This is a genomic window from Maribellus comscasis (assembly GCF_009762775.1).
In the GTDB taxonomy this organism is placed as follows: Bacteria; Bacteroidota; Bacteroidia; order Bacteroidales; family Prolixibacteraceae; genus Draconibacterium; species Draconibacterium comscasis.
In genome coordinates, this window is the sequence record NZ_CP046401.1 from 7,319,650 (window position 1) to 7,332,986 (window position 13,337).

13 protein-coding genes and 1 pseudogene are annotated in these 13,337 nt (G+C 37.2%); 3 read left to right on the top strand and 11 right to left on the bottom strand.

What is annotated here, in order from left to right; all coding sequences use genetic code 11:
• Positions 1-14: 14 nt before the first annotated feature.
• From GM418_RS29240 to GM418_RS29275, 8 genes and pseudogenes are all read right to left on the bottom strand, one after another.
• Positions 15-2,183: a TonB-dependent receptor gene (locus GM418_RS29240; protein WP_158871643.1), complete on the bottom strand. Its 2,169-nt coding sequence runs from the start codon at positions 2,181-2,183 to the stop codon at positions 15-17.
• A 53-nt stretch (positions 2,184-2,236) separates the two neighbouring features.
• A pseudogene (locus tag GM418_RS29245) lies at positions 2,237-3,400 on the bottom strand (IS4 family transposase).
• 139 nt (positions 3,401-3,539) lie between these two features.
• Positions 3,540-3,881 (bottom strand): carboxymuconolactone decarboxylase family protein, encoded by a 342-nt coding sequence (locus GM418_RS29250; protein WP_158871645.1) that lies wholly within the window; start codon positions 3,879-3,881, stop codon positions 3,540-3,542.
• Positions 3,882-3,914: 33 nt separating this feature from the next.
• On the bottom strand, positions 3,915-4,412 hold the full coding sequence (locus tag GM418_RS29255) for a flavodoxin (RefSeq protein WP_158871647.1): 498 nt from the start codon (positions 4,410-4,412) through the stop codon (positions 3,915-3,917).
• Between the two features lie 23 nt (positions 4,413-4,435).
• A complete protein-coding gene (locus tag GM418_RS29260; RefSeq protein WP_158871649.1) occupies positions 4,436-4,786 on the bottom strand; it encodes a DUF6686 family protein in 351 nt (116 codons plus the stop codon).
• Positions 4,787-4,819: 33 nt separating this feature from the next.
• Positions 4,820-7,228 carry a TonB-dependent receptor gene (locus tag GM418_RS29265; protein WP_158871651.1) on the bottom strand — a complete coding sequence of 803 codons (2,409 nt, stop codon included), beginning with the start codon at positions 7,226-7,228 and terminating at the stop codon, positions 4,820-4,822.
• 129 nt (positions 7,229-7,357) lie between these two features.
• A complete protein-coding gene (locus GM418_RS29270) occupies positions 7,358-7,960 on the bottom strand; it encodes a response regulator transcription factor (RefSeq protein WP_158871653.1) in 603 nt (200 codons plus the stop codon).
• Positions 7,953-8,672: a hemerythrin domain-containing protein gene (locus tag GM418_RS29275; protein ID WP_158871655.1), complete on the bottom strand. Its 720-nt coding sequence runs from the start codon at positions 8,670-8,672 to the stop codon at positions 7,953-7,955. Before GM418_RS29275 ends, GM418_RS29270 begins: the two co-directional genes overlap by 8 nt.
• A gap of 193 nt (positions 8,673-8,865) precedes the next feature.
• On the opposite strand from GM418_RS29275, the gene GM418_RS29280 reads away from it, so the two are divergent.
• The 3 genes from GM418_RS29280 to GM418_RS31965 all read left to right on the top strand — a co-directional run bounded on the left by GM418_RS29280 (position 8,866) and on the right by GM418_RS31965 (position 10,590).
• The gene (locus tag GM418_RS29280; RefSeq protein WP_158871657.1) at positions 8,866-9,204 is read left to right on the top strand and encodes an ArsR/SmtB family transcription factor; all 339 of its coding nucleotides are present in this window, start codon (positions 8,866-8,868) and stop codon (positions 9,202-9,204) included.
• 36 nt (positions 9,205-9,240) lie between these two features.
• Positions 9,241-10,170, top strand: a complete 930-nt coding sequence (locus GM418_RS29285) for a biotin synthase BioB (RefSeq protein ID WP_158871659.1) — start codon at positions 9,241-9,243, stop codon at positions 10,168-10,170.
• A 288-nt stretch (positions 10,171-10,458) separates the two neighbouring features.
• On the top strand, positions 10,459-10,590 hold the full coding sequence (locus tag GM418_RS31965) for a hypothetical protein (RefSeq protein WP_281350224.1): 132 nt from the start codon (positions 10,459-10,461) through the stop codon (positions 10,588-10,590).
• 237 nt (positions 10,591-10,827) lie between these two features.
• Here GM418_RS31965 and GM418_RS29295 read toward each other — a convergent pair whose 3' ends face one another.
• The 3 genes from GM418_RS29295 to GM418_RS29305 all read right to left on the bottom strand — a co-directional run bounded on the left by GM418_RS29295 (position 10,828) and on the right by GM418_RS29305 (position 13,337).
• Positions 10,828-11,400 carry a transposase gene (locus tag GM418_RS29295; protein ID WP_217447635.1) on the bottom strand — a complete coding sequence of 191 codons (573 nt, stop codon included), beginning with the start codon at positions 11,398-11,400 and terminating at the stop codon, positions 10,828-10,830.
• 1 nt (position 11,401) lies between these two features.
• A complete protein-coding gene (locus tag GM418_RS29300; protein ID WP_158871663.1) occupies positions 11,402-11,635 on the bottom strand; it encodes a winged helix-turn-helix domain-containing protein in 234 nt (77 codons plus the stop codon).
• A gap of 523 nt (positions 11,636-12,158) precedes the next feature.
• Complete coding sequence (locus GM418_RS29305) at positions 12,159-13,337, bottom strand: hybrid sensor histidine kinase/response regulator (protein ID WP_158871665.1); 1,179 nt, start codon at positions 13,335-13,337, stop codon at positions 12,159-12,161.

Here is a 13,337-nt window from a genome sequence, read left to right on the forward strand (position 1 = left end):
ACTATATTTAATCGTTAGAAAATAAATTTAATTCCTGCGAAAAATCTCCTGCCCGGGTCGATTACAGCTAAATCTTCTTTATCGGTATAATCGAAAATATTGTTTACCCCGAGCTGTACCTGTGATCTTATTTTTTGTGCAATCTGAAGTTCCTGGTTGTAAGTTAATTTCCAGATGGAATATGCACTGCTTTCATCCCTGGTAATTGTGGTAATTTCTTCTCCGGTTTCCTCATTGGTTTCGGTTTCAGCTTCCTGGTATAACCTGCCTGAAGACGCTCGTCCGTTAAGGCTTATGCTGAAAGGAAATTTAACCCCTGACAATTTGTAGGTAAGCGCGAATGTACCACTGTGTTTACTGTTACCATACAATTGTAAACCGGTTGATTTGTCCTCGGCATCAGAATAAGCATACCCGATTTTTGTAACTAAATTCCTGATAACATAAACTGACAAATAACTTTCAAAACCCTTTAATAAGGCTTCACTAACATTTAAATAATGCTTTTCAAGAATATCGGTTTCGGAATTTATCCGGTCAACCGATTCAATTTTATCTCTAATTGAATTATAATATGTATTCAGCGAAATGTTGAATGTCTTTTTTGTGTATTCGCCTGACAGCGAGGTATAGAACGCATTTTCGGGTTTTAAATCCGGGTTTCCGTAAATCATAAACATACCGTGATGATCGAAATTGTAATACAATTCTTTTAAAGTGGGCGCTTTATATCCATTGGCAAGGTTTCCCCTGAACTTGAATTTTCCCGGCGAGTACATGAGTGAGACTTTGGGAGTAAGATGGTTTCCGTAATTTGAATGGTATGTATTCCTAACACCGGCAACAACCTCGAAATTCTTAGAAATCAAATAATCAACCTGGGCAAAAGCATTTAAATCGTGGGCATGTTCATCTTCGCCTTCGCCTTCGCCGAATAAATTGAGTGAATATATTTTTTCAAAGTTAATTTCTGCCCCGCCTACAATTTCAAGCTTTTCGTTTGGCTGGTATGCATCAGTAAACAATAGTGTTGTATAACGGTAATCCGAATCTTTTCCCTTCTCGTCATCCTTTTTTTCATACACAGTGAAGGCATTATAAATATCGGCGTTACCTTTGAATTCCAGTGAATGTTTTTTGCCGGGTATTATTTGTACTTTTCCTCCGAAAGTATAATTTTTGTTTAAATCGTGTGTCGATTTTGTGCTTTTTTCAGGATTTGTTATTTCGTGCTGGTAATAAGTTCCATGCGCATTTACGGAAAATTCGTTATTAATTTTATATCCAAGCCTGATTTTTCCTGAATAGTCGGTGTTTTTATCAACGGAGTATGAAGCCGGAGATTCAGGAGTAAGGTCATAACCATCCGTACTACTGCGGAATCCATTTAAGGTCATACTAAATTTATCTTCCGAGAATCCGACATTGGCTGTTGTTAATAATTCATTATTGGCTGAATATCTTGAGCTAACTGTTGCCTGGAAAGGCTTCATGTATTTTCCATCGGTAGTAATAATATTTATAACAGCCCCAATGGCGTTTGAACCGTACAGCACCGAAGAAGCTCCGTTTACAATTTCAATCCGCTTTATATTTTCAGCGCTTAAGCGGTCGAAATTCACATTTCCCCTCGTTTCACCAACCATCCGGTTTCCATCTACCAAAACCAGGATATAATCGTTATCCAGCCCCTGTATTTGCAAGTTATCGCCATGTGCATCGGGTGAGAACTGTACCCCGGGGATGGAATATTCAAGGGCGTCTAAAGCCGTTACCGCCCCGGCTTCTGTTAACTCTGTATTGATTATTACCTTCGTTAGTACAGGACTTTTTGCAAGAACCTTCCTTGTACGGGTGCCTGTAACAACCACCTGCTCCATGTCGAACAGATCCTGCTCCATAAAATAAGTTTTCGACTCATTGGGTTGAATGGTATCCACAACTGTTTTATATCCCACATACGATATAGCTATTTCAGATTCTTCCTTAACCGGATTCACGGCAATCCCCTCTTTTGATGTTACTTCATAATGCTTGACTGATGTTTCCAAACCCTCAAAACATACGTTGGCAAAGGGTATCGGCTTTTGGGTTTCTTTATCGATAACTGATATTACGTGATTTTCGGCATATCCCTTTAAACAGATTATTATATAAAATAATAGAACAAAAATATTTTTCATGATACCTCCTGATGACAGGATTATTTTAATTATATGATATCATTGCTGTCCACTTAAAACAAGCTGAGGGACAGCTGGTTATAATTTAGTTCTTTGACATTTTTGTAATCTATATTTGTAAGCAGTTCATTAATAGGTGTTTTGTCCAGTAGAGATATTCCCAAAATCTGTAATGTTTCGTAGGTTGAGCGTTCGATTTTTAACTCTTTTCCTACAATGGCAACTAAACAGTAGGAAATGATGGCTGAATAAATTTGTATTCTGACTGCGTTTTCAGACGTACCCCAGAATGATTTTATTTTTAGGTGTTGTTTTATCCATTTAAAGAATAATTCAACCTGCCACCTGTTTTTGTATAAAAGCACGATCTCTTCGGCTGTTAAATCCATGTTGTTTGTCAAGTATACGAAGTATCGGTTACTTTCAGCATCATAGAACTTGATTCTCCGTAATTTATCAGGATAATCTTTTGAGACATAAAAACCAGACAGTTTTCCGATTTGGTCGCAAATCAGACCGGATTCTTTGTTGATTTTATTCGAGTACATCCTGTTAAATTTCAGATTTGTTTTTGCCCTTACTACAAAAAATGCAGAAAGTGCCTGTATTCGGTAAAGGCGCTCAAAATCAACATATCCACGGTCAAAAATGTAATATGCCCCTGTTTCGTATGGAATAACATCCATTACATTGACATCGTGGACAGAAGCTGCCGTGATGTGGATAAACGCCGGTATTTGTGTGGTAATATCGTAAAGCGTGTGGAGCTTTATTCCTCCTTTTGTTTTACGAAAACTTGCCCACCAGAAAACGCTTAAACACAAGTCGATGGTTGAAGAATCGAACGCATAAATTTTTCCTTTGATTTCAAAATCATCGTTAGCAAGTTTTTTCCTGGCCAAGTCAATCATGTAATAAGCAAAATCTTAAAAGATTTTGTACTTGCGCTTTTCGTTAGCTTTTGCCAGGTTGCTCCTTGTTACTGATTTTCCAAAACCAAGATGATAAGTCTTGTTTTGGTGAGCGGCAATGATAACAATCAAATCGCGCAAACTATCACGGTTGGTCAGTTGACCGAAAATCATACATAGTAACTGGTTCCAGCAGGTAAAGTGCCTAACATATTTATTGCCCGAATATTTGGTAACAAATTTATCGAATACCCTTTGTGGCAAAAAACTTATGAGTTGAGCGAAAACGTATTTCCCGTTGTTCATGTGATTTTAAAAATCCCCGAACTTAACTGATTCAAATCGTCACGCTCAAAAAAGTTGCGTAAAGTATAGAATTACAATTGTTTCAAAGAACGTTATTTAATTTTTAGTGGACACTAATGATATGATATGATACCTTATATTAACCTTCAAACTCTTTTAAGGCATCCAGCGCCATTGTTCCGTAAACCAGTGCAGGACCACCTCCCATGAGGATAGCTACCCCGATGGCCTCCACTATCTGGTTATGGGTTGCGCCTGCCTCAAGGGCGTCTTTCACATGACAGGCAATACATCCTTCACAGTGCACAACAATCGCAATAGCAACGGCCAGTATTTCTTTCTCTTTTTGAGTTAAAGCTCCATCAGAAGAACTGGTTTTATGGAGCATTCCGAATCCTTTCATCAATTCAGGGCTTTCTTTAGCTAATTCACCCATACCTGCAAAAACTTTTTTGTATAGTTCTGTGTAACGTGTTTCCATGATATTAATTTTTAGTTTTTGTTATAGTTGGGCCTAGATAAATTCATTTCTTATTTTTTCAACCCATACTTCAATACGTTCGTTGGTCAAGTCGGACTGGTTATCTTCATCCAACGGAAGCCCAACGAATTTTCCATCAACAACGGCCGTTGAAGCATCAAATTCATAACCATCAGTATCTACCTGACCAACAATTTTACAACCTTTAGCTTTTACTGTGTTGTAAATTTCTCCCATGCCGTCAACAAAAGAATCGGGGTACATATCGGCATCGCCCAAACCAAACAGAGCGATCGCTTTACCATTTAAATCAGCATTTTCAACATCGGAAAGGAAACTTGCCCAGTCGTCCTGTAAATCGCCTATCCCCATTGTTGATGTACCAAGGATAAGGTTTTTATATTCTGCTAATTTATCTTTCGGATTACTAGCTACATCAAAAATATCGGCCTGTAACTTGGCTGCTATTTGTTTTGCTGCTGCTTCTGTATTTCCAGTGTCGGAGCCATAAAAAATTGCTTTGTTACTCATTGTCATTTATTTTGATTGATTTATTAATTACAAAATGATGGAAATAGGAAATTATCTTTTGAGATATCCCTGAAAACCACTTTTGTGCCTGTGCGGTCAGTAAGCAATTCCTTTAATTCATTCAATTCCTGATTATTCAATAAAATGTTAATGGTATTGTGGCCGGTAGGTATCAATATTTTTCGGGAAAAATAAGAGTCTTTATTTCTCTTTTCCCATTCAGCCCCATCAAGATCTAATATACTTTCTGCAAAAGATGGGAATTGTTTTTCACTTAAATTAAATCCCAGGTTTTTAAATTCAACATGTATTGCACTACATTTATCACACTTAAAAATTTTGCCGTTTGCTGTTTTGCCAATTAAATGAATCATAATTATTTCTGTTTTTTTGAGAAACTGACTGATTTAGCGTTTTATATCAACAGATATACCAGCATAAAACATTGTTCCAAATACGGGAGCGTACATAAAAGCAGCATCATCAAGATATTTTTCCGGCTGGATATAATTGAAAATGTTTTTTGCCCCGGCATACAACTTAAAATCTTTGATTTTTTTTGAAACTTTTGCGTTAAAGAGCATGTACGGATCTGTATGTTTTATTTTACTCAATTCTTCCGTTTCGCTGTAATAGTCGATATACATACTTCCCTGGTAATCCCCGTCAATTGTAAAAATCCAGTCTTTGGGGCTGTATTCCAGCTTAATATTCCCGGTAACGGAAGGGAAGCGGGAGATGTATTTACTATCACCTTCATATTCTGTCCCCTTCCAGTCATCGCGGGCATGGTCATATTCTCCCTGGTTAAAGGTTAAGTCAACGCCCATTCCAAAATCAGTGACTACATCCGCCATTACTGATACTTCAATCCCCTGGACAAAAGCATCATCAATATTCTCCCACTGATAATCATATCCTAAAGAAGCAACATTTTCACCGGCATCGGCAAAAGCTATTTTATCTTTCAGATCAGTTCTGAACAAATTAGCGCTAAGCCTCACTTTTTCTCCATAATAATCAGCAGACAGGTTGTAGCTAATCGATCTCTCCGGATCCAAATCTGAGGATTTCCATACCCTTGGAGAACCGCTACATAAATGTAAATCTTCAGAAAATCCGTAAGGGGCCCTGAAGCCTGTACCGACATTGGCACGCAGTGTTACCCGGTGAGAAGCTTCATATTTCAGGGCAAGCCTGGGACTGAAACTGTTTCTGTCGAATTTGCTTTCAGGGAAAGAACTTGTAAATACCTCTTTATCTGCTTCATAATCTTCTTCTGAGTGATGAATATCGAAACGTACACCGGGAACGGCAGTCAGTTTATCAGTTATGTTCCATTCGTTCTGTAAGAAAAAACCAAATTCATGAGCCGATTTATTGCCGATCGATTTGTAAGAAGTTCCATAATAGTCACTTTCTTCATCTACAATAACATACATTCCTGATTCTTCCAGCTTGTCATAAAAACCCTGTGCCCCGATTAAAAGATGGTGGTTGCCTAATCGTTTTCCGTAAGTCAACGTCCCTGTTACTGAATTTTCATCGGCCAAGTAAGGTCGCATATCCCTGACATCGGGAGTATTGTCATCGTGAGTTGCCATATAGTCGCCAAGGTAAGTATCATTGGTGGCTGTACGGTCGTGGCTGGTATAGGCTACCGAAAAATTCAGTTCGGAAACATCTTTAAACATTTTGTTATAAGACAATTCTGATTCATACCGGTCGGTGGTAATATTTTCAGTTCCATCGGTAAACGGGTTACGGTAATAATCATCGTCCATTATACCCCCTTCCCTTTTTTCGTAGATGTATCTTCCACGAAGGATTAGTTTATCATTTTCGGAGAATAGACCATCAACATAAAGTCCAAAGCCTGCGTTACTCAAATTCGAAGCAACTCGGTCAGAAATCCCATCTTTATGTTTTACTTCATCTTTGCTTGTCCCTTCCCCTGTTTGGTCAATGGCATCTCCCGTCAGCTTTTGGGCATTAATTGTTAGTCCAATATTTCCTTTTTCATTTCGTAATGAAGAATAAACACTGTATTTATTGGTCCCAAAATTTCCAAACTGGACATCTGCACTTATTTCCGGCACAAAAGAAGGTTCCTTTGTAATGATATTAATAGCCCCTGCAATAGCGCCGCTACCATACAGGGCAGAACCGGCCCCCTTGGTTATTTCCACGCGGTCAACATCATCGGTTCCCATTTGTTGCAACCCATATACACCGGCCAGCCCTGAATAGATGGGCTGCCCGTTAATCAAAACCTGTGTATTTTCTGAGCCGAGCCCCTGCATGCGTATCATTGAAAAATTACAGTACTGGCATTGTTGTTCCACCCGTATTCCGGGAGTCCCTTCCAGCGCTTCATAAAGGTTTGCGGCGTTTCTATTTTCAATAGACTTTGCCGTAATCACTTCCGTGCGAATTGGAACATCTTTTATATAGTGTTTCGTCCGGGTTCCGGTAACAACAACCTGTTCAAGGTTCATCATATCTTCTTCCAATTCAAAAAACAGCTCCACTGCTTTCCCCCTTTCCATAAATACTTCTTTTTCCTGTATTTTATACCCAAGAGATTGAGCTGCAATGACGCATTTTCCAAGCGGAAGATTGGCCAGTTTATAATGACCGGTACCATCCGTTGTGGTCCCCATTCGTGTTCCCTTTACAATGATTGTTACGTACGGTATGTGTTCTTTGCTGGTGGATGATTTTACATCGCCAAAAAGCATGGCATCGGTTTTTTCCTGTGCCTGGGATTGTAGCAATAATAATAATCCAATGATTAATATAAAAGTCCTTTTCATTTTTGGTCTCCTTGCTGTTATAACTATTGAAGACACAAAAAAACAGAAACCTATAGAAAAGTACAATCCCCAATAAATGGGTTTTTTAGAAGGGGAAAAATCCCCCGAAGATGGGATAAACGATAAACTTTATTCCTGGTAATCTTCTATATTGATGATATTATTGGAAATGGCATAAATGGTTAGTCCCGACTGACTTTTTATACCTGTTTTCTGGATGATGTTTTTACGGTGGCTGACAACCGTATGGATACTGATGTTTAACTGGACGGCTATTTCTTTGTTCGACATACCTTGTACAAGATGCTTAAGCACATCTGTCTCCCTGGGGGTAAGCTGCTCCCTGGATTCTGTTTTACACTGGCACTTTAAAGAAATCAAATTATGTATGGTTCGGGTAATTGCCTCGGGGGAATCGGTTATTTGTATAACTGCGTCGAATAAATCAACGATTTCCCTTTCAAAAAACGAATAAATAAGAGCCACCCACGGGATTGAATTGCCTGTTCTTTTTTGAGAATTAAAAGTTTTGATATTACCTTTTATAAGCGCTGGATTTGCTATTACCAGGTCGATTCTGCCTGTCGGTATTTCGCAGGAAATTTCTTCTATATTGTCGAAATGGTAAATGTTGTAATGGCTACACCCCTCCTGCAACAGAATATTTGATAACCCTTCGTATATAATCGCTGAAGGTTCGATAACAGCAATATTTATCCTGCATTTATCCAATTTTTTTTTGCTTTTCTATTTTTTTGATCAATGGTATCAATATTGATTCTTCTATAACTGAATGTATCGTCAGGTCATATTCCAGTTCAAAAAGACTTGTCAAAAGTTTTCTTCTTAATGAACCATCCTGTTTTAAAGGAATATGTTTTAATAAAAGATTTTTTAATTCGCCAAGTTTCGTTTCAATATCGGTATGATGTTCCCTGTATTCTTCTGCTGAGAATCTGGTTTCTTTTGAATCAAAATACTTTTTATTATGTGACAGAGAACTGAAGTAGGGAAAAGCAATTTCATCTTCATAGTCGAGGTGTTCCTTTACTTCCTTTGAATATTCATCAAAAAATTTATCGACAAGCCTTATCTCAGGGATATTGTTCTTCGTATATAACTTACGAATACACTCACGGATTTCAGGAATCTTTTCACCTAAATAGTAACGGTGGCTGTTTTTCAGAAAAAGGATGATCGACTCTGTATCCGGCTTGTCCATATTTTCAGCACTGGCGACATTAAATCCGTTATACAAATTAGCTATGGCAATGAATATTTCCTGATTAATATGATTTTCATTGCATATTTGTTCTACCGTTTTGTTCCGTACCACAATATTTATATCAAAGTGTTCCATCATTAGTAGCAATGATGGATTTTCAAATACCAAATTCGATATTTTCATCTCGGGTTTGATGAATGTTTTCCTGGTCTGGTACATCGTCTTAATTCTAAAATTATCTCTAAAAGTATTATTTTTCTTTTGAAACCTACGTCATAAAATTGTGTTCATTAAATCATAAACTGAATTCTTGTATCACTTACTCTAATTTAACTTATTAATAACGAGTTCAGATTCTGGTAGTTTTAGTTTTTTGATGTATGTTTACATCAAGAACTAAAATATTAGGAAAATGGTAGCTGCAAAAACTGACCAATTCGATGAAAAACTTCAAAAAAGGGCCAATCTGTTTAAAGCGCTTTCACATCCGGCACGGTTACAAATTCTTCAATTTCTTGCCCAAACAAGAAAATGTCTCACCGGGGATATTTCGGAAAATTTTCCTCTTACAAGGGCAACGGTAAACCAACATATGAAAGAGTTAAAAAACGCCGAACTTGTTTATGGCCACATGGAAGGCGCTAAAATAGTCTATTGTCTTGACCTTGAAAAAATAAATGAACTGGAAGAAATTCTGGGCAACTTTCTCGAAGAAATGCACCTGCCTGCTGATTTCTGTTGCAGTTTATAATTCAAAATAATAACCAAATCAACTAATCAAAATATCATGAATAGAGATGCAGCATTATACTGGCTAAATGTGGATAACAAATCCAGTGAATTCTATCAGATGATTGACTTATCGAACCAACAAAGCAGGAAACAATTTGGAAACCGGGGATATGTTTTTGCACAAATCGGCATGAATGCAGAACCGTGTTCCAAAGATTGTAAATTCTGTTCCCTGGGAATGAGCCATTATTCTGTTGGGGATAAATGGCAAAGAGGGATTGAGGATTTAACACCTGAAATCCAACAACTTTTAAGCGAAGGAATGGACGATTTTTTCCTGATGGCAACAGCCGACTATTCCATTAAAAAGTTTATTAAAATTGCTACTGAGGTTCGAAAGTTACTCCCGGATGAGGTGCGCTTTGTTGCCAATGTGGGTGATTTTGACTTTGAAACGGCAAAAGAATTAAAATCCGTAGGAGTAACAGGAGCTTATCATATAAAACGATTACGTGAAGGTATAGATACGTTGATTGAACCACAACTCAGGGAAAAAACAATTGAGAACATTGTTAAAGCAGGACTTGAACTTTATTACTGCATCGAACCAATTGGACCAGAACACAGTTACGAAGAAATTCTGGACTCAATTTATTTTGCCAGTCAGTTCCCCATAGATGCAATGGCTGTCATGAGAAGAATTCCGGTGCCGGGAACCCCACTGTTTAACAAAGGGCAAATCAACGCTATGGAATTGACAAAAATAGTTGCTGTGACAAATCTGGTCATCAAACCTTCCCGTTCCATGAATGTTCACGAACCTACCCAGATGAGCCTTCTGGCAGGTGTCAACCAATTGTACGCCGAAGTAGGCGCCAATCCAAGGGATACCAACCCCGATACAAAAGATGGGCGGGGATTTACCCCAACAATGGCCTGGCAAATGCTGACAGAAGCAGGTTATTTAAGGGAAAATAGTAACTAAATGTGGCACATTAGCTTCTTGAATTTACGAGCTAAGTGGAAGTTCTGTTGACTGGGATGTTTTTGTCCTAAAATTCCTAAGTGATTTAAGTAAACAATTTTACGACTAAAATGCGACGGGAAGCCATGTTAAATTTATTTTAGAGTCTGGAAATCATCCAATTACAAGAAATCTAACAGAAAAAGAAGAAACTTTGAGTTTCAGGGGCTCGGCAGGAGAAAGCAACCAGGCAAAACTAACACTAAATGCCCGTGTTGAAATGAGTCCAGAAGCCCTAAAAAAATTATAATGAATACGATTTCTTCACATACAAACGATGATTTAAAATCCAGTATTACGGTAATGAGGAGTCTTAGCCCCGGTCGCCCTAATCCAACTTACCGTTTTGATTATGTGGTTGCAAGAGGAGGAAATCTTTAGTTATTAATAATTGCAGATCATTAGTGTCCACTAAAAATTAAAAAACGTTCTTTGAAACAATTGTAAATCTATACTTTACGCAGCCTTTTTTGAGCGTGACGATTTGAATCAGTTAAGTTCGTGGATTTTTAAAATCACATGAATAACGGGAAATACGTCTACGCTCAGCTAATAAGTTTTTTGCCACAAAGGGTATTCGATAAATTTGTTGCCAAGTATTCCGGTAATAATACCATTTTAAATACAAAATGCCGCATTGAAAAGTTTTAGGTAGTGTTTGTTTCCAGTTATTGACATTATGGTTTCGGGTTGCATTTTTATTACCATATCCCAAAGCCATTTCTTAAGGTCGCGCATAGTGGCAAATAATTGGTTCTTGTACCTTGTTTTTATGTATTGCCATATTTGTTCAGAGGGATTCAATTCCGGTGTATATGGAGGAATGTTCAATAGGAATATGTTCTCGGGGACTTCATCTGGCTTTATCAGATGGAAGCGGGCATTATCGATAACAACAATTTTATATTCATTTGGCCTTTGTGCTGAAAAAGCCTGAAGATAACGCTTAAAAATATCGATACTTGTACCATTAATTTCCCATACGAAAGAATTTCCATCAATGGGCGAATAACTTCCATACAAATAGGTAGTTGAAAAACGATGTTGATAACTGATGACTGGGCGTACGCCTTTTGCTGTTATACAGCGTCCGATATGACTCATTAATCCAAACCTGCTTTCATCCTGGAAATAAAGGTTTACAGATGGAAACTTATTTTTATCCAGACTGTTTCCAAGTTGAATGAACACATTAGGTAGTTTTAAAAAAGGCTTCTGCAGCCTGGTCATCTTTTTTTACATGGGATTTTCTTGGAGATTTTAGCTTCGTCCCAAAATGTTTGATTAAATGATAGCGCAAAGTATGGTAATTTATATCTACCCCATATTCGCTTTTTACCCATTGTTGTGCATCCCGGTACCCCAGGAACGGATTACGGTTATTAGTAACTCTGGATGCTAATCCATTGTGAATTTCATCTGTCATATATTGGGATTCTTTGGGCTTTGATTGATTCTGAACCATAAAATCAACACCATTCGCATCATATTTAACCAGCGTTCTATGGTGCGTTTATGCACCCCTAAATACTGAGCTAACTGCGAACGAGTAGAAAATCGATTTTCTTTTGTGAAAATCAAACATTTTACCCGTTTTCTCCTGATAAACTTGTTTGTTTTTTTAATAAGCTCTCAAGTTCTTTTAAATCCTCTTTTATCTTGAATTTGCTTTGTCTTCCCATGCTTCAAAGATAATAAAGCGGCACTATATACTCAAATTGGTATTACATGTAGCAAAGAAGGAATAAAACATGGCGGCCCGTTCTGCTCCACGCTCGCTTCCGGCAAAAAGGTAGTTCTTCCTTCTCAAAGCGATGTGGAGTCCCAAGAACTATTTTGAGACAGCCTCCTTTAAAAATATGTGAAGCAAAACTCGCTATAGATTTGCGAATAACAGGGATTTATTATCGAATCAAAAATAATTCGTGTAAAGTTCAATTTGAACAGAATCAATAACTTTCTTTATTTGGAAAGAAAAGACCAACTTTCGCACCTTTGGGATTCTTATTATTTCCAATTACGATTTTCCCATTGTGTGCATCCATAATTAGCTTTGTTAGAGCAAGACTAATTCCTTTATCTTCATCCAAGTGCTCCAAACCAACATTAAATAATCTAAAAGGGTTTTCAAGTATTTTAGATGGAAAGCCAATCCCTTCGTCAATAAATTGAAGAAGAACAGAATTATCCATCTGTTCTGCCAAAATAGTAACAGTAGACCCGGAGAAAGTATAGCGAACCGCATTCGTTATCATCCTTTCGATGCACAGCTTTATTAAAGAAGGATCTGCATAAAAATGAGTTGCGTATAATTTCTTTACTATCCGAATATTTTTGTCTTCTATATTTTTTTTTAACAAATCTAATATCTCATTAACAATAGGTAATGTTTCAACTAAAGCAGGTAAAACTGTCCTCTTATTAGTTCTGAACTCTGTGACCAATAAACTTAAACGACTGAATCGCTCAAGTCGTTTTGCAGAAGAATCAAGATAGTCTAACATTTTATAGAATTTATGATCGACTAACTCTTCTTTCAAAATGTTTGTAAATCCAATGATGCCGTTCAATGGTGTATTAATCTCATGACTTATTAACTTTAAGAAATCAGCTTTCACCTGATCCAAATTTTGGAGTTCTTCATTTGCCCGCTGCAATTCATTGTTTGCTTTCTGCAATTGTTCTGTTCTTTTCTCAACTCTTTTCTCCAATATTTTATTGGCATCTTTTAGTTGTTCCTTGCTGTATTTCAGTTCAATATGCGTTTGTACGCGGGCCATTAATTCCTGCGCATTAAATGGTTTTGTAATATAATCTTGTCCTCCCGCCTCAAAGCCTCTAACAAGGTTTTCTGTTTCACTTAGCGCCGTTAGAAAAATAATAGGAACATCTTTGTAGTCTTTAATTTTTCTTATTTCTTTACAGGTATCATATCCATTAAGTCCCGGCATATTTATATCCAACAGTATTAAATCATAATCAGAAGAATTATTAAGAAGATTAATCGCCTGATTTCCGTCAAAAGCAAAACCAACGATATGGTTTGATTCTTTTAATATCGAACCAACAACTTGGATATTTTTGATATTGTCATCAACTGCCAATATTTTAAATGTTTTTCCGTCCAT